This window comes from Pseudomonas sp. R4-84, from assembly GCF_054130985.1.
The window spans coordinates 1,274,899-1,291,545 of record NZ_CP096390.1 but is presented as its reverse complement, the minus strand read 5'-3'; the positions used below and the strand labels follow the sequence as shown (position 1 = coordinate 1,291,545).

19 protein-coding genes are annotated in these 16,647 nt (G+C 61.8%); 8 read left to right on the top strand and 11 right to left on the bottom strand.

What is annotated here, in order from left to right; translation table 11 throughout:
- Positions 1-26 precede the first annotated feature (26 nt).
- Positions 27-1,640, top strand: coding sequence for an NAD(P)/FAD-dependent oxidoreductase (locus tag M1D68_RS06080; RefSeq protein WP_434562636.1), 1,614 nt, complete (start codon positions 27-29; stop codon positions 1,638-1,640).
- A gap of 126 nt (positions 1,641-1,766) precedes the next feature.
- On the opposite strand, the gene M1D68_RS06075 is transcribed toward M1D68_RS06080, so the two are convergent.
- A complete protein-coding gene (locus tag M1D68_RS06075) occupies positions 1,767-2,861 on the bottom strand; it encodes a PLP-dependent cysteine synthase family protein (protein ID WP_457969648.1) in 1,095 nt (364 codons plus the stop codon).
- A gap of 263 nt (positions 2,862-3,124) precedes the next feature.
- On the opposite strand from M1D68_RS06075, the gene nhaA reads away from it, so the two are divergent.
- Positions 3,125-4,312 (top strand): Na+/H+ antiporter NhaA, encoded by a 1,188-nt coding sequence (nhaA, locus tag M1D68_RS06070; RefSeq protein ID WP_434609931.1) that lies wholly within the window; start codon positions 3,125-3,127, stop codon positions 4,310-4,312.
- A 201-nt stretch (positions 4,313-4,513) separates the two neighbouring features.
- Here the strand turns inward: nhaA and M1D68_RS06065 are convergent, their stop codons facing one another.
- Positions 4,514-4,978 (bottom strand): outer membrane lipoprotein, encoded by a 465-nt coding sequence (locus tag M1D68_RS06065; RefSeq protein ID WP_024776354.1) that lies wholly within the window; start codon positions 4,976-4,978, stop codon positions 4,514-4,516.
- A gap of 172 nt (positions 4,979-5,150) precedes the next feature.
- Between M1D68_RS06065 and M1D68_RS06060 the strand changes: the two genes are divergently transcribed.
- Complete coding sequence (locus M1D68_RS06060; RefSeq protein WP_420764324.1) at positions 5,151-5,432, top strand: hypothetical protein; 282 nt, start codon at positions 5,151-5,153, stop codon at positions 5,430-5,432.
- On the opposite strand, the gene pdxH is transcribed toward M1D68_RS06060, so the two are convergent.
- The 4 genes from pdxH to dinG all read right to left on the bottom strand — a co-directional run bounded on the left by pdxH (position 5,380) and on the right by dinG (position 10,721).
- Entirely contained in the window at positions 5,380-6,027 is a 648-nt protein-coding gene (gene pdxH / locus M1D68_RS06055) for a pyridoxamine 5'-phosphate oxidase (RefSeq protein ID WP_420764323.1), read from the bottom strand. The two genes, M1D68_RS06060 and pdxH, sit on opposite strands and share 53 nt — an antisense overlap.
- A gap of 24 nt (positions 6,028-6,051) precedes the next feature.
- On the bottom strand, positions 6,052-7,170 hold the full coding sequence (locus M1D68_RS06050) for an OmpA family protein (RefSeq protein WP_457969645.1): 1,119 nt from the start codon (positions 7,168-7,170) through the stop codon (positions 6,052-6,054).
- Between the two features lie 118 nt (positions 7,171-7,288).
- Complete coding sequence (locus M1D68_RS06045) at positions 7,289-8,434, bottom strand: serine hydrolase domain-containing protein (RefSeq protein ID WP_457969644.1); 1,146 nt, start codon at positions 8,432-8,434, stop codon at positions 7,289-7,291.
- Positions 8,435-8,576: 142 nt separating this feature from the next.
- The gene (gene dinG, locus M1D68_RS06040) at positions 8,577-10,721 is read right to left on the bottom strand and encodes an ATP-dependent DNA helicase DinG (protein WP_420764320.1); all 2,145 of its coding nucleotides are present in this window, start codon (positions 10,719-10,721) and stop codon (positions 8,577-8,579) included.
- A 98-nt stretch (positions 10,722-10,819) separates the two neighbouring features.
- Here dinG and M1D68_RS06035 point away from each other — a divergent pair, with 98 nt between their 5' ends.
- A complete protein-coding gene (locus tag M1D68_RS06035; protein ID WP_420764319.1) occupies positions 10,820-11,284 on the top strand; it encodes a CopD family protein in 465 nt (154 codons plus the stop codon).
- A gap of 51 nt (positions 11,285-11,335) precedes the next feature.
- Here M1D68_RS06035 and M1D68_RS06030 read toward each other — a convergent pair whose 3' ends face one another.
- From M1D68_RS06030 to M1D68_RS06015, 4 genes are all read right to left on the bottom strand, one after another.
- The gene (locus M1D68_RS06030; protein WP_457969643.1) at positions 11,336-12,094 is read right to left on the bottom strand and encodes a collagen-like protein; all 759 of its coding nucleotides are present in this window, start codon (positions 12,092-12,094) and stop codon (positions 11,336-11,338) included.
- Positions 12,087-12,359 carry a DUF1145 domain-containing protein gene (locus tag M1D68_RS06025; RefSeq protein WP_420764317.1) on the bottom strand — a complete coding sequence of 91 codons (273 nt, stop codon included), beginning with the start codon at positions 12,357-12,359 and terminating at the stop codon, positions 12,087-12,089. The genes M1D68_RS06030 and M1D68_RS06025 overlap by 8 nt, the downstream gene beginning before the upstream one ends.
- A gap of 122 nt (positions 12,360-12,481) precedes the next feature.
- Complete coding sequence (locus M1D68_RS06020) at positions 12,482-13,207, bottom strand: OmpA family protein (RefSeq protein ID WP_420764316.1); 726 nt, start codon at positions 13,205-13,207, stop codon at positions 12,482-12,484.
- 90 nt (positions 13,208-13,297) lie between these two features.
- Entirely contained in the window at positions 13,298-13,993 is a 696-nt protein-coding gene (locus M1D68_RS06015; RefSeq protein ID WP_420764315.1) for an OmpA family protein, read from the bottom strand.
- Positions 13,994-14,186: 193 nt separating this feature from the next.
- Here M1D68_RS06015 and M1D68_RS06010 point away from each other — a divergent pair, with 193 nt between their 5' ends.
- From M1D68_RS06010 to M1D68_RS05995, 4 genes are all read left to right on the top strand, one after another.
- Positions 14,187-14,684 (top strand): DUF6231 family protein, encoded by a 498-nt coding sequence (locus M1D68_RS06010; protein WP_434701147.1) that lies wholly within the window; start codon positions 14,187-14,189, stop codon positions 14,682-14,684.
- A gap of 14 nt (positions 14,685-14,698) precedes the next feature.
- Complete coding sequence (locus tag M1D68_RS06005; RefSeq protein WP_420764454.1) at positions 14,699-15,175, top strand: YchJ family protein; 477 nt, start codon at positions 14,699-14,701, stop codon at positions 15,173-15,175.
- 67 nt (positions 15,176-15,242) lie between these two features.
- Positions 15,243-15,728 carry an LEA/WHy family protein gene (locus M1D68_RS06000; RefSeq protein WP_420764313.1) on the top strand — a complete coding sequence of 162 codons (486 nt, stop codon included), beginning with the start codon at positions 15,243-15,245 and terminating at the stop codon, positions 15,726-15,728.
- 5 nt (positions 15,729-15,733) lie between these two features.
- Complete coding sequence (locus M1D68_RS05995) at positions 15,734-15,934, top strand: SEC-C metal-binding domain-containing protein (protein WP_034146774.1); 201 nt, start codon at positions 15,734-15,736, stop codon at positions 15,932-15,934.
- A gap of 128 nt (positions 15,935-16,062) precedes the next feature.
- Here M1D68_RS05995 and M1D68_RS05990 read toward each other — a convergent pair whose 3' ends face one another.
- Positions 16,063-16,620 (bottom strand): cysteine hydrolase family protein, encoded by a 558-nt coding sequence (locus M1D68_RS05990; RefSeq protein ID WP_434562628.1) that lies wholly within the window; start codon positions 16,618-16,620, stop codon positions 16,063-16,065.
- Positions 16,621-16,647 lie beyond the last annotated feature (27 nt).

Genomic DNA, 16,647 nt, shown 5'->3' with positions numbered 1-16,647 from the left:
GTGCGCCCCGCGAACCGGATCCTGTCATGTTACGAATCACCGAACTCAAGCTGCCGATCGACCATCCCGAAGAAGACCTGCGTCCCGCCATCGTGCAACGCCTGGGCATCGCCAGCGATGACCTGCTCGACTTCACCTTGTTCAAACGCAGCTATGACGCACGCAAGAAATCTTCCGAGCTGTGCTTCATTTACACCATCGACCTGACGGTGCGCGATGAAGCCAGCGTGCTGCGCAAGTTCGCTGATGACCGTAACGTCAACGAAGCGCCGGACGTCAGCTACAAAGTGGTTGGCCAGGCGCCGGCCGACCTGGGCGAACGGCCGATCGTGGTCGGCTTCGGCCCGTGCGGCATTTTCGCCGCCATGTTGCTCGCGCAGATGGGCTTCAAGCCGATCATCCTCGAGCGCGGCCCGGAGGTGCGCCAGCGCACCAAGGACACTTGGGGCCTGTGGCGCAAAAGCGTGCTCAACCCTGAATCCAACGTGCAATTCGGCGAGGGCGGTGCGGGGACATTCTCCGACGGCAAGCTCTACAGCCAGATCAAGGACCCTAAATTCCTCGGACGCAAGGTCCTGCACGAGTTCGTCAAGGCCGGGGCGCCCGAAGAAATCCTCTACGTCAGCAAGCCACACATCGGTACGTTCCGCCTGACAGGCGTCGTGGAAAACATGCGTGAGCAGATTCGCGCGCTGGGCGGCGAAGTGCGCTTCGGGCAGCGAGTCACCGATGTGCTGATCGAAGACGGCCAATTGGTCGGTGTCGAGTTGGCCAGCGGTGAACAGATCCATTCCAAACACGTGATCCTTGCCCTGGGCCACAGCGCCCGGGACACGTTCCGCATGCTCCACAGCCGTGGCGTGTACATGGAAGCGAAGCCGTTCTCGGTGGGTTTCCGCATCGAACACCCGCAATCACTGATCGACAGTGCACGCCTGGGCAAGTACGCCGGCCATCCGAAGCTCGGCGCGGCCGACTACAAACTGGTGCACCACGCCAAGAACGGCCGTTCGGTGTACAGCTTCTGCATGTGCCCGGGCGGTACAGTGGTGGCGGCGACTTCCGAGCCGAACCGGGTCGTGACCAACGGCATGAGCCAGTATTCACGTAACGAGCGCAACGCCAACTCCGGCATCGTTGTCGGCATTACCCCGGAAGTGGATTACCCGGGGGGCCCGCTGGCGGGAATCGAGTTGCAGGAGCGTCTGGAGTCCCACGCCTTCGTACTTGGCGGCAGCAACTATGAGGCCCCCGCGCAACTGGTGGGCGATTTCATCGCCGGCAAGCCTTCGACGGCGCTGGGTAGCGTTGAACCGTCCTACAAACCGGGGGTTGCCTTGGGCGACCTGGCCCTGGCCCTGCCGGATTTCGCCATCGAAGCCATTCGTGAAGCGTTACCGGCGTTCGAGAAACAGATCCGTGGCTATTCGCTGCACGATGCAGTGCTCACCGGCATCGAGACGCGCACCTCGTCACCGCTGCGCATCACGCGAAACGAAACGCTGCAAAGCCTGAATGTGAAGGGCTTGTTCCCCGCAGGTGAAGGCGCCGGTTACGCAGGCGGCATCCTGTCGGCGGGCGTGGATGGAATCCGGATTGCCGAGGCGGTGGCGCGGGATATGCTCGGCCTCGAGGCCTGACATTCATCCCGGTGTGTGAGCGAGCTTGCTCGCGGTGGCGGTGGATCAGCCAGCATTTGTGTTGAATGTTGATCCGCTATCGCGAACAGGCTCGCTCCCACAAGGGATCTCAGCGTGTTCAAGAACTCAGATGTTAGCCCGCAACACACTCTCCGGCAGCGCTTCTCCGCGTTCCGCACACGCAGCCACCGCATCGATCAACCCACTCAACTCATACCCCTGCTGCTTGAACCACGCCGGATCATAATAAGTCGTGGCATAACGCTCCCCGCCGTCGCAAAGAATGGCCACGATCGACCCTGACTCACCAGCATCCACCATCCCCTTCGCGGCGATCAGCGCGCCGATCAGGTTGGTACCGCTGGACCCACCTACCCGTCGCCCCAACCGCTGGGCCAGGTAATGCATGGCCGCGAGAGACAAGGCGTCCGGGACCTTGACCATCGCATCGATGACCGTGGGCAGGAACGACGCTTCGACCCGTGGTCGGCCGATGCCTTCGATCCGCGAGCCGCAATCCAGGCGCAGGCTGGCGTCGCCGCTGCGGTAGTAATCGAAGAATACCGAGCGCTCGGCGTCGGCACACAGCACACGGGTACAGTGCTGGCGGTAACGCACATAACGTCCCAGGGTGGCGGTCGTGCCACCGGTTCCGGGGCTGGAAATCAGCCAGGTCGGTTCCGGATGCTGCTCAAAACGCATCTGCTGGAAGATCGACTCGGCGATGTTGTTGTTGGCGCGCCAGTCCGTAGCGCGCTCGGCGTAGGTGAATTGGTCGATGAAATGGCCGTTATGCTCCCGCGCCAGGCGTTCGGACTCGGCGTAGATCTGCGTAGGATCATCCACCAAATGGCTCTGGCCGCCATAAAAGGCGATCTGTGCGATTTTTTCCCGAGAGGTCGTCGCCGGCATCACCGCAATGAATGGCAGGCCCAGCAACCGGGCGAAGTAGGCCTCGGAAATTGCCGTCGATCCGCTGGAGGCTTCGATCACCGGCGCCCCCGGCTTGAGCCAGCCGTTGCACAACGCATAGAGGAAAAGCGAACGAGCCAATCGATGCTTGAGGCTTCCAGTGGGATGGCTGGACTCATCCTTGAAGTACAGCTCAATGCCCGGCAACCCCGGCAACGGCAGTGGGATCAAGTGCGTATCGGCGCTGCGCTGGAAGTCCGCCTCGATGATACGGATGGCTTCACGCGCCCACTGGCGGTGGTCGTTCATGGTGTTTTCTCGCTGGATCGGTACGACGCAGGCAGACCGATAGCCACGGGGCACGATCTGGTTCGGAAATACGAGACGCAAGCTTAGGAAAAAACCGACATCGCGCACAGGTACAGCTAAGGTCCAATATGCCCGTCAACTGCCCGGCGGCAATACAGGCGCTGTAACAGCATATAACAAAAAAGAATATAACTTTTGTTTTAACAACTAAGGGTACGGGTTAGGGTGTCCCTATCTTTGGATCCGATGAATGGAGAGCAGTCTTGGCTCTACGTAGCTCTATGACACGTTTTTTCCAACTGGAAGCGGCAAGCGGTCTTCTGTTGATCGCGGCCGCTGTGCTGGCCCTGGTGATCAACAATTCGCCGCTGGACTGGCTTTATAACGGCTTGCTGGAGACTCCGGTGGTGGCTCAGGTCGGCGCCTTGCAGATCGCCAAGCCCTTGCTGCTGTGGATCAACGACGGCCTGATGGCTATGTTCTTCCTGCTCATCGGCCTTGAGGTCAAGCGGGAGGTCCTCGACGGGCAATTGTCCAAACCATCGCAGATTGTCCTGCCGGGCGCTGCGGCCGTCGGCGGCATGCTGGTGCCGGCGCTCATCTACTGGTTCCTCAACCGCGACAACCCAGCCGCACTGGCCGGCTGGGCGATCCCGACGGCCACCGATATTGCCTTCGCCCTGGGCGTGCTGGCCTTGCTGGGCAAGCGAGTGCCGGTGTCGCTCAAGCTGTTCCTGATGACGCTGGCGATCATTGATGACCTGGGCGCCATTATCATCATTGCGATCTTCTACTCTGGCGACCTGTCGACCCTGTCATTGGGGCTGGCTGCGGCGTGCATCGCGGCATTGGTGGCAATGAACCGCATGGGCGTGGTCAAACTCGGCCCCTACATGGTGGTCGGGCTGATTCTGTGGGTTTGCGTGCTCAAGAGCGGTGTCCATGCCACCCTGGCGGGTGTCACCCTGGCCTTCTGCATTCCACTGCGCACGAAAAACGCTGAAACGTCGCCATTACTGACCCTCGAACATGCGCTGCATCCCTGGGTGGCGTATGGCATCTTGCCGCTGTTCGCCTTCGCCAACGCGGGTCTGTCGTTGAGCGGCGTCACCGTCGAAAGTTTTACTCACCACGTGCCGATGGGCATCGCGGTCGGGCTGTTGCTGGGCAAGGCAGTCGGTGTGTTCGGCCTTACCTGGCTTGCGGTGAAAGTCGGCATTGCCAGCCTTCCCGCCGGGGCGAACTGGGGGCAGATACTGGGGGTGGCGATTCTCTGCGGGATCGGTTTCACGATGAGCCTGTTCGTGGGTTCCCTGGCGTTCGCACCGGGTGCAAGTGAGTATGCAGGAATGGACCGGATGGGGATTCTTACCGGGTCGATCCTGGCGGCGGTAATTGGGTATGGGGTTACGGCGATGGCTAGTCGCAAGCCCGTTTCGCAGCATTCATGACGTGTTGAGCGGGCCGTACAGCGGGGCACTCATCCAGCGTTTTCATAGCTGAACCAGCGGCTATCGCGAGCAAGCTCGCTCCCACGGTTTTTTCGGCGGACGCACCATTCGGTGTATACCCCGATCCACTGTGGGAGCGAGCTTGCTCGCGAAGAGGCCAGTTCATTCAAATTTATCAGCGGCGTTCGCGATCAAAGCCACTTAGTGGGAAACGCGACTGGTTCCACCGACAGTAGAAATCCGCACCCGCTCGCCCACGCGGAACACTTCATTCTCCTGAACCTGTTGAACATAGGCACGCATGCTGCCGTCGTCTTCACGAACCGTGATTTCAACACCCTGGGTACGGGTCAGGCCTTCTTCTGTGGCCGAACCGATCAAGCCGCCAGCCACCGCGCCGATTACGGCGGCAACGATGCTGCCACGGCCACCACCGATCGCGCTGCCACCCACGCCGCCTACTACAGCACCCGCCGCACCGCCGATAGGCGTCTTGGTGCCTTCGATCTTGACCGGACGCAGGGATTCAATAGTGCCCATGCGAATCGTCTGAACGCGACGCGCTTCGTCACGGGAGTAGGAGTCACCGGTCAGGCTCGACTGACAGCCAGTGAGCAACATCGCCATCGTGGAAAAGGAAGCAACCAGCAAAACAGACTTACGCATAGCATCAAACTCCAAAAGACAGGGATCCATTAAACTCCCCGGCTTGACACCTGTCACGGCCTCGCCGGGATAAAATTGTTTTCATTCAGGTGGGATACAGGCGCACCCGAGAAAATTCATCAAACATCAGCGCCAAATTCAGTCAGCGGCGTTACCGCTCCAAGGACTCTCCATGGATTACTTCATCATAGTCGCTACCACCCTAGCCGGCCTGTACTTCCACTGGTGGCTGTACGTACGCATCAAACGCTGGATGGACCGAGACCTGGCGCTGTCATTGGCGGGGCAGGATGAACCGAAAAAACACTACATGCTGCAACAACTGGCTCGCGCCCGCGAACAAGGCGTCAAGCGACGGGACCTGCCGCAATGGCTCCAGGCGGCAGCGGCAGGTTACCCCATCAAGGCGCCAGGCGCTCGCGAGTCCAATCCGCCCCTTGCAGGCGGTAGTTGAGACGATCATGCAGGCGACTGGGGCGCCCCTGCCAGAACTCGATGCGTTCGGGCAGCAAGCGGTAGCCGCCCCAGTGCTCGGGACAATGGGGTTGGCTGTCGCTGAAACGCTGCTCAGTGGCCTTGAGCAAGTCTTCCAGCTCGCCGCGCCCGGCAATCACCCGGCTCTGGGGTGAGGCCCAGGCACCAAGGCGGCTGCCCAGCGGTCGGACCTGGTAATAAGCGTCCGACTCCTGCGCAGTGACTTTCACTACCTTGCCTTCGATACGCACCTGACGCTCCAGTGTCGGCCAGAAAAATGTCATGGCCGCGTACGGATTCGCAGCCAGTTGCTGGCCTTTGGCGCTGTCGTAGTTGGTGAAGAAAGTAAAGCCCTGGGCATCCAGGCCCTTCAGTAGCAGGATCCGGCAATGAGGCCGGCCGTCAGCGTCCACTGTTGCCAGGGTCATGGCATTGGCTTCCACCGGAGCCTGTTCGGTTTTCACCGCGTCGGCGAACCATTGGTGGAACAACGCGAACGGCTCGGCCGGGGCTTGCGCCTCGGTCAGGCCATCGCGGGTGTAGTCACGGCGCATATCAGCCAGCGCTTGGGTCATGGCGCGTTCCTTGTGATCAGCCAATCACTGTTTTTTGGAGGAGTCGGCGGCAGCAACTTTTTTCCCGTCAGCCGCGGCCTTGGCCGGTTCAGGTTTTTTCGCCGGAGTCGCCTTCTTGGCCGGGGCTTTTTTGGCCGGGGCCTTTGCAGGAGCCTTCTTGGCTGCGGCTTTCTTGGTTGCCGGCGCGGCGGATTTTTTCGCCGCCGGGGCCGGGGCAGGTGCCGCGGGCTTGACGTCCTGGGCAGCCACCATGGTCACTGGCGCAGGGGTCGGCATGTTGTACTTGCTCAACAACGCGACCATGGTATTGGCGGGCGTGACCAGCAATTCGACACGACGGTTCAAAGCCCGTCCCTCGACGCTATCGTTGGCCGCACGTGGCGCCACCGAGCCCATCCCGCGCAGCATCAGGCGATCACGCTGCAAGCCACTGAGCCGGAAGATCGCCGCGACGGACTGGGCGCGTTCCTGGCTGAGCTTCAGATTCGCCGGCGCCGCGCCCGACGTATCGGCGTGACCGAGGATCAGCACCGCGGTTTTCGGATCGGCCTCTAGAATCTTGGCGACGCGAGTGAACGGGCCGAGTGTCACCGGCAGCAGCATGGCCGGACGGTCCGGGTTGAACGAGCCGTCCACGGGAGCGGTGACCACCAGCACATTATCGCGGCGCTCCAGCTCAAGCTTGCTGTCCTTGATGGCGGTACGCAGCTTTGGCTCATAGTCGTCGAGCCAGGCCTGGGTGACTTTCGGGTCGGGCATCGGCACTGCCTTCGCGGTCTCCTGCTCTTTGCCGCCGAACGGCCACCACCATTTGCCACTGCTCTCGGCTTGGGCCTTGGCGACGGTAGTCGGCGCCTTGGTTTCAGCCTTGGCGACAGGTTTCGCTTCTTCTTTCTTGGCGACATCGGCGCCATCGTCGGAGGAGAACGGCCACCACCAATGCGTGGCCCCCTCTGCCTTGGCTTGCGGCGCCACGGCGGCGGGTTTCAGGGGAGCCGGCGGGACCGGCTCCTTGGCCGCGACCTTGTCGGAGGACCCGAACGGCCACCAGCCACCGCCGCCCTCGGCATCATTTTGTGGGTTTTGTGCGCAACCGGTGATAGCGAAGCACAGCGCCAGAGCGAGGGTTTTGTTCGATGACATTGGATATCCACAAAATGATCTGAAGTAAAAAACGAAGGCCATGTTCCGGCCGCATAAACAGTCGCTTGGAAAGCGAAAACAACACCTTGTTCCTTTACCCACTACCGCCAATGGCGTTTTATAGACAAGTGGCAAGCACCCGTGCAAGGTTCTGGGCACGTGGGTCCATCAAGACATAGGGCCCGAGGGTATTGGTCACGAACCCGAACGCAACGTCATGCTCAGGATCGGCGAAACCGATGGAGCCCCCTGCTCCGGGATGACCAAACGCCCGCGGCCCCAGGCCGTAGGTCGCATTGGGCACATCCGGTTGATCCAGCATGCAACCCAGGCCGAAACGGGTCTGGGTCAACAATGTCTTGTCCTCGCCGAAACTGTGCTGGCGAGTCAGTTCGTCGAGCATTTCACCTTCCAGCAAGCTTCCGTCCAGCAGGCCGGCGTAGAACCCGGCGAGACTGCGGGCGTTGCCGTGACCGTTGGCAGCCGGTTGCTGCATCCGCCGCCATTCCGGCTTGTTGGTGCTGGTCATGATCGATGGAGGGTTGGTGAAGGCCCGGGTGGTCATGGCCGTCGGTTCGCGCATCGTGACCTGCAACAGACGCTGGGCCGCTGCGTCGCCAACGTTGCCTTTGCCGCGGGCAATATGCGCCACGCGATGAAACTCTTCGTCGGCCAGGCCAACGTGGAAATCCAGGCCCAGGGGTTTGGCAACCCGGGCCACGATGGACTCGCCTGGCCCACGGCCATCGACCCTGCGCAACAATTCGCCCACCAACCAGCCGTACGTGATCGCGGCATAGCCGTGGCCTTCGCCGGGGGTCCACCAAGGCGTCTCGGCAGCCAGTGCATCGACCATGGTCTGCCAATCGTAAAGTGCCGCGGGGGCCATCAACTCCCTCAATGCGGGAAGTCCGGCCTGATGGCAGAGCAACTGGCGCAGGGTGACGGATTGCTTGCCCGCCGCCGCAAACTCAGGCCAATAGCGAGCGACCGGCGCGTCCAGTTGCAACTTGCCTTCGGCGACCAATTGCAAGGCGGCAACGGCGGTGAATGTCTTGGTGCAAGAAAACAGATTGGCGATGGTGTCGCAGTGCCAAGCCTCATGGCCATCCTTGTCGGCTGTGCCGGCCCAGAGGTCGATGACCGTGCGGCCCCCGACCTGGATGCACAACGCCGCGCCGCGCTCCTGCGGATCGTCAAACAGTGCCGCGAACGCTTCACGCACTGCTTCGAACTGAAGTTCGTAATGGCCTTGAATTTGCACCCGCAACTCCTTTGAAACACACGCTTTTTTCAGCTGGCTGGCATTGTTTCAGTCATTGATGTTTTTGTGAACCTTCGCGAGACGGCTGGTTAAGCGCAGTCTTGTGTGGCGAGGGAGCAAGCCCCCTCGCCACACAAGACCGTCAGGAAATCTCCCGCCGAAACGGTGGCAGCGCGTTGAGGATGGCCTTGCCATAACGTTGGGTCACCAGCCTGCGGTCGAGCAAAGTGATGGTGCCGCGGTCTTCCTCGGTGCGCAGCAAGCGACCGCAGGCCTGGACAAGTTTCAGCGAGGCGTCCGGCACGGAGATTTCCATGAACGGATTGCCACCCCGGGCTTCGATCCATTCGGCCAGCGCGGCTTCAACCGGGTCGTCCGGGACCGAGAACGGTATCTTTGCGATCACCACGTGCTCGCAATAGGCGCCGGGCAAGTCGACGCCTTCGGCAAAACTTGCCAGGCCGAACAGTACGCTGGAGTCGCCGCCATCGACCCGCGCCTTGTGTTTGTTCAGGGTCTCCTGCTTCGACAGATTGCCCTGGATGAACACCTGCTTGCGCCAGTCACGGTCGAGACCGTCGAACACGTCCTGCATCTGCTTGCGCGAGGAAAAAAGCACGAGGGTTCCACGGGAACCTTCCACCAGGTCCGGCAAGTCACGGATGATCGCCGCGGTGTGGGCCGCGGCGTCCCGTGGGTCGGCCTTGAGGTCGGGGACTCGCAACACGCCGGCGTCGGCATGGTGGAATGGGCTCGGGACCACGGCCGTCACGGCGATTTTCGGCAAGCCGGCGCGCATACGGAAACGGTCGAACGTACCCAGGGCGGTCAGCGTGGCGGACGTCACCAGCGCGCCGTAGGCAACGTTCCACAGGTTGCGCCGCAGCATGTCCGCCGCCAGGATCGGGCTGGCATTGACCTCGATGTCGAACAGCGAACCGCTCTCGGCCAGGGTCAACCAGCGCGCCATCGGTGGGTTGTCTTCCGGGTCTTCGGTGGTGAAAGCCGTCCACAGCTCCCAATTGCCTTGCGAGCGGGACAGCAGGCTGCCGAACAGCGGATACCATTCCTCGGCCTGGTTGCTGGCGATCCCGATGTTCACCTCGCCATCCATGCCTTCCTTGAGCAAGTCGGTCAGGCGCGTGAACAAATCCGTCAGGCGCGCGAAGCCCTTCTTGAGCTCGATGCCCATCTCGCGCATATGCTCGGGGATGATCCCGCCGACAAACCGATGGCGAGGCCGCTCGCGGCCCTCTACATCTTCGCCTGGCTTGAAATCAGCCACCTGTTCGCATGCGGTGAACATGAACTGCTGGTTCGTCTTGATCTCACGCGCGAGCTCGGGCACCTGTTCGATGAATTTGCCCAGGTCGCCCGGCAGTGGGTGCTGAGCCAACAGCTTGGTCAGGTTCTTCGCCGTGGTTTCCAGCCAGTCGGCGGTGGAGCGCAGCCGCGTGTAATGGGCGAAATGGCCGATGGCCTTGTCCGGCAGATGATGGCCTTCGTCGAACACGTAGATGGTGTCGCGCGGGTCCGGCAACACCGCACCACCGCCCAGGGCCAGGTCGGCCAGGACCATGTCGTGGTTGGTGACGATCACGTCGACCTTGCCCATGCCTTCGCGCGCCTTGTAGAAAGCACACTGGCCGAAGTTGGGGCAGTGACGATTGGTGCACTGGCTGTGATCCGTGGTCAGGCGCGACCAGTCGGCGTCTTCCAGGGCCGTTGACCAGCTGTCGCGGTCACCGTCCCACTTATTGCCGGCCAGTTTTTCAATCATGCTGGTAAACAGCTTCTGGCTCGCCTCGTCGACTTCGATCTTGAAGCCTTCCTCTTCGAACAACTGCGCGGTGGCGGTCTGGGCGTGGCCTTCCTGCAGCAACATGTCGAGCTTGGACAGGCACATATAGCGCCCGCGGCCCTTGGCCAGAGCGAAGGTAAAATTCAGCCCGCTGTTGCGCATCAGGTCGGGCAGGTCCTTGTAGACGATCTGCTCCTGCAGGGCGACGGTGGCTGTGGCGATCACCAGCCGCTTGCCGGCAGCCTTGGCGCTCGGAATCGCCGCCAGGCTGTAGGCCACGGTCTTGCCGGTACCGGTGCCGGCCTCGACCGCCACGACGGCCGGCTCGCCACTGCGCCGACCTTCGTCATCGGTGTCGATGTCGCCCAGGACTTTTGCCACTTCGGCAATCATCAGGCGCTGGCCATATCGCGGCTTGAGGCTCTTGGCTTCGAGAAAACGCGAGTAGGCGCCCTGGATCGTGGTTTTGAGTTCGGTGCTGATCATGAATGTCGGGCGCAAAAAACGCTGGATAAATTTTCAGTGGTTCGGATCGGCGGCTATCATACCCCGCTAATGAATCTCGCGCAGAACGGAGTGACCCAATGACACCCTTTGCCCTCGTCTACACCCTGCATTTACTGGCGGCCCTGATCTGGGTCGGCGGCATGTTTTTCGCCTGGATGATCCTGCGTCCCGCCGCAATGACGGCGCTTGAAGGCCCCGCCCGGCTAAAACTATGGGTAGAAGTGTTTCAGCGTTTTTTTGTCTGGGTCTGGGTGGCGGTGGTGCTTTTGCCGATCAGCGGCGTGGGCCTGATCCACCTGCGCTTCACCGGCTTCGAAACCGCGCCACGTTATGTGCAGGTGATGATGGGGCTGTATATCGTGATGACGGCACTGTTCATCCGCATTCAGGGCCTGCAACTGCCTGCATTGCGCACCGCCGTGACGGCCCAGGACTGGCCGACTGGCGCAGCGATGCTGGGCAAGATACGCCGCTTGGTGGGCATCAATCTGTTGATCGGGTTGCTGGTGGTGGCGATAGGCGCGGCGCGGCCGATGTTTTGATATCGCATCAAACCCAGTGGGAACTCGCTCCCTCTGGGTCATGAATGTTATTCAGAACCGCTGCACCGTCACCGCGCCCGCCGTTCCGGCAGGCCCTGGCTGGCCATCGGCGCCTGGCCGGCCGCTCTTGCCACCGTCGGCGGTATAGACCAGGCATCCCTTGGCCTTGCCGCCTGCTCCGGGTTTGCCACCGTGCCCAGGTTTGCCGCCGGCGCCGCCGTCCACCGTGACCTTTATCTGTTCATCGGGGTAAGCGCGAGGCAACTCGAGCCGCACCAGCGCACCGGCCGCGCCCGGCTGGCCGTCGCCGCCATTGCTGCCGTCGGCGCCGCGACCGGCCGAACCCCAGGTACACCCCGGAGATTGTCCGTTGGCGCCGTCAAGCCCCACATAACCTGGCGCACCGCTGCCGCCACGGGCATCCACTGACAGTAGCGGTGCGTTCAACGCATTGAAGCGCAGGTTGAGATTGCGCCCCGGCCGCGCCGCCTTCGTGTAGGTTCCCGGCGCGCCGCGAGCCGTGATCTGGCTGCCCTCGTCCAGTTCGGCCTGGGCCACCTTCATCTCCAATGCCTGTTGCGCCGGCACGATCGCAATTCGTGCCTCGCGCCCCAGGTGCAGCTCTGCGATGGACAGCTGCGTGACGTTCGAAGGCACCAACAGCGTGCCGTAATCGGCCACATCCAAGCGCTCCAGGGCCAGCACGCTGGTGGTGTTCGGCAGGCGCATCAAGGAATTGCTTTCGACCTGGACCACTTGGGCACAGGCCAACGGGCACACGAATGCCGCGAGTAGACACAATTTACGCATGGGAAGCCTCTGGCGCGGTCGGAAGGGTTTGCAAGTGGAAGATGCCGAACAGCAGCACTCGGAGGCGATCACGGCCCGGAGCGGGACGCCCGCGAAACTGTGCCCTGAACAACAACAGCTCAAGCAAATGGACCGCCAGCAACAGCGCCCCGGCGAGATTGACCAAGACATGCAGCGGGTGGACAAACGGCAAGAGCAGGTTGACCAGCACCACCAGCCAGAACAGCAGGGTCAACAAGCGCCCCAGCCCCCAAAACACCTTCATACGCCCCCCGTTCGAAATTATTCTTTGCGTGAACAGTAACGGCTCGCGCAAAGGATAAGCCAGAGGGCCGGGCAAATTTAATTTTGCGATCCGACGGCTCTGGCCCTTTGTCGCAACGGTTATCAACGCTGGATGCGCAACTCAACCCGACGGTTCTGGGCGCGGCCTTCGTCGGTCTCGTTGTCGGCCACCGGTTCGCTTTCGCCCTTGCCTTCGCTGGTGACTTTTGCCGGCGCCACGCCCTGGGTCAGCAAATACTCCACGACGCTGCCGGCCCGGCGCTCGGAAAGGCCTTCGTTATAAGCGTCGGTACCGACACTGTCGGTATGGCCGACCACGCGAATGCTCGCGACGTTGGCGTGGCTCAGCTTGCCCATCAGCTCGTCGAGCTGGCTTCGAGCCGCCGGGGTGAGATCGGATTTATCGAATTCGAACAGCACCTTGCCGGTGTCATTGAGGGTGATGACTTCACTGGTCGGCGTTTGCGGCTCGTCCGGTGGTGCGCTGGCCGGATACTGCGGCAGCGGGCAACCGTGGTGTTCAACGGCCGTACCGGCCGGCGTGTCGGGGCAACGGTCGCGACGATCGAACACGCCATCGTCATCTTCGTCGCCATCCTGGGCATAACAGATCAAGCCACCGCCGAGCAGCCCCAACGCGGCGCCACCGGCCGCCCAGCCAGTGCTTTCGATGGCACCCAGACCGCCGCCGACGAGCCCGCCGATCAGGCTGCAGATTGGCCAGGTGCGTTGATTGAGTGATGCGCTGCCGTCGCTGTGAGTGGCGCAACCGGATAACAGACTGCTCGCGAGCAGCACCGGCATGGCAACCCTGATGAGAACCTTCATGATGAATGCTCCTGTGTCACCGGCCCATACCGGTCACACAGGAGTAAAGACCCGCATCCGCGACTGTACAAGCCGCGGATGACAAGGGTTTCAACGGTTTATCTTGATTTCGGTACGACGGTTCATCGCCCGGCCATCAGCAGTTTTGTTGTCCGCCACCGGCTGGCCTTCCCCGGCGCCTTCCACCGAGACGAAACTGGCGCGAGGCACGCCGCTTTCCACCAGGTACTGCACCACGGAATTGGCGCGTTTTTCCGACAGTCTCTGGTTGTAGGCATCACTGCCGACACTGTCGGTGTGGCCCGTCACCCGCAGTTGCGCGGTGGAGGTTTCCTGTTTCAACCGGGTCGCGATGGTGCTCAGCACTTCCTTGTCGGTTGGTGTCAGCGTGGCCTTGTTGAATTCGAAATGCACATCGCGCACCACGATCGTTTCTTCCTTGACCACTACCGGCTCTTCGGCCATTGGCGCCGGGGCGGGCGGTGGGCAGCCGTCGGCGTCGACCTGCACGCCTTTCGGTGTGCCCGGGCACTTGTCGCGGCTGTCCGGGACGCCATCGCCGTCTTCGTCGCCATCGCCATGGGCCCAGCACCAACCTGCCGCCACGGTGCCGGCCACCAACGCGCCCGGCCCAATCCAGGAACTGCTCTCGATGGCGCCCAATCCCGCGCCCACGACACCACCGGTGGCCGCACAGATCGGCCAGTCGGTTTTCTGCAAACCTGCGCAACCAGTCAACACACTCGTTAGCAGAACCAGGGGTAACGCTGTCCGAACTATGCTCATCGGGTTTTCTCCTTGAAGGATCGGCTTCGCCGCCGATTCAGGGGAGTAAAGACCGGACTTCGGATCTGCGCCAGCCCCAACGATTACAGGTTTTCGCCACGTGTTCGCGCAGGTTCCGTACGTTCGTGGACAAACCGCTCTAGGCCATGATGTCCGGGCAGGCTATCTTGGCGGTTCTGATTGAGGAACTTCGATGACCGTTGCCATTTCTTCGCGTACGCCCCAGCAAGCCCTGGCCGCCGTGCTTGACCGTTACGCCCCGCAAAGGCTGCTGCTGATCGGCGCCAGCAGCTTTCCTGCGCTGGAGGCGTTCCAGCAGGCCCATCCCGCCACCGAAGTGGTCCACGCGGGCCCCGGCGCGCTGCCGGCAAACGTGGCGGCGCGGCGTTTCGACCTGGCCCTTGCGCTCGATTGCCTGGAGCATTTGCCCAAGCGCGACGGTCTGAACCTGTTGGGCGGCATCCGCAATCTCAACGCCAGCCGGATTGCGGTGCTGGCCGACCTCAACGCCTGCGGCTGGCAGGAAACGGACTTCTTTTCCCTGGCCTTGCAAGCCAGCGAGCGGTTCCAGCGCGAGGACCAGGTGCTGACCCTGTTTACCTACGATCTGCTTGAATACAAGCAGGTCCCCGACTGGCTCAACTCACGGTTTTGGGCTAACCCCGAAAACTTTGGAAAATATTGGTGGTAGCTGTGGACACAAGCCTGCACACGACCATTTGCCCTTGTGGCAGTGGCAACCCATTGGATGCCTGCTGCGGCCGTTACCATGACGGCCATCCCGCGCCCTGTGCCGAAGCCTTGATGCGCTCGCGCTACAGCGCTTATGTACTGGGCCTTGTGGACTACCTCGTCAGCACCACTCTGCCGGCCCAGCAGGATGGCCTCGATCGCCAGTCCATCAGCGAATGGAGCGCCAGGAGCACCTGGCTGGGGCTGGAAGTGGAAAGCAGCGAAGTGTTCGGCGGCCAACCGGAACACGCTTTCGTTACGTTCACCGCGCGCTGGCACGACGGCCAAGGTGAGCACAGCCATCGCGAACAGTCATCGTTCGTGCAGAACGGCGGGCGTTGGTACTTCATCGACCCCACCGTGCCGGTGAAGATCGGCCGCAACGACAGTTGCCCTTGTGGCAGCGGGCATAAATTCAAAAAATGCTGCGCCGGGTATTTCAATCGCTGATTTTGCAAACGCCTGACGCTCGTCCACCACCCGAGGGCTAAACTGGGGACAAACCAGAGGCACGGACATGACCTTCAAACTCCAATGGCTATGCGTCACCTGCCTGCTACTGATCGTAGGGCTCGGCGGTTGCGCGTCCTGGCAAGCTGAAGAGGCACCCGAGCCGCGAGTCCACCTGGTCAAGGTCGAGGTGGTGCGGGCGCGCCTGGTGGAACAAAGGTTCATGCTGCACTTTCGCGTCGACAACCCCGGTGATAGCGACCTCACCGTGCGCGGCCTGACCTACCGGGTTCATTTGGGCGACCTCTTGCTGACCGAAGGCGAGCATGAGCACTGGTTCACGGTTCGCCCCGGACGCAGCGGGTATTTCAAGCTGCCGGTTCGCACCAACCTGTGGCCCCAGGTGCGGGAGCTGGTAAAGCTGTTGGAGAAACCTCGTGAGCAGATCCCCTATCGCCTGGAAGGTGAGCTGGAAACCGGTTTATTCATCGCCCACTACGTGCACCTGGAACGCAATGGCGTGATAATCGCCGCCGATTTAATTGCGGAGTAACCCCGATGACACAGCAACCCCATGTCCATGGCCCTGATTGCAACCACGATCATGACCACCACGACCATGATCACGGCCACGTCCATGGCCCGAACTGCGGCCACGCCCACCAAGAGCCCGTGCGCAATGCCTTGAAGGATGTGGGCCGCAACGATCCATGCCCTTGCGGCAATGGCAAGAAATTCAAGAAGTGCCACGGGGCTTGATGGCTAAAAAGTTTTTTGCCTGTTAGACCGTCATCGCGAGCAAGCTAGCTCCCACAGGATTCAAAGTCCGCCTAAGAATGTTGTGGGAGCGAGCCTGCTCGCGATGAGGCCGCCCTGTACCCCATCCATCACCCCGCCTGCAGAATCTGCATCACGCTGACCACCGTCGCATATTCCCCGTGCAGGTTAGCCAGGGACATCCCATGCACCTCGGCAGCCGAACGGGCATTGCCGAAGTAATCGGCCTTGTCGAAGGTGAAACAGGCGTCTTCGGCCACCCATGTATCGAATCCCAGGTTGCCGGCCGTCCGCGCGGTGGACTCCACCGAATTGTTCGTCGCGACGCCGACGATCACCAGTTGCCCGATTCCCGCGCCGCGCAGATCCGCCTCCAGGGAGGTGCCGCAGAACGCATCCGGCACCTGCTTTTGAACCAACCGCTCCCCGGCCATCGGCTCGAACCGTTCCTGGACTTGCACGCCTGATTGCCCGGGCCAGAACACCGAGTCTTCAGAGCGGGACAGATGGTGGACATGGATGACAGGCCGCGCCGAATTCCGCCAGCGGGCAAGCAGCTCAAGCATGCGCAGCTCCGCCTCGGGGTTGTTGCGGGGGCCGAGCTTGGGGTGGAGGATGCCTTTTTGTTGATCGATAAGAATCAGCGCCGCGTTTTTCTGTAGATCCATGTCGGATTTCCCATGATCGATCGTTGG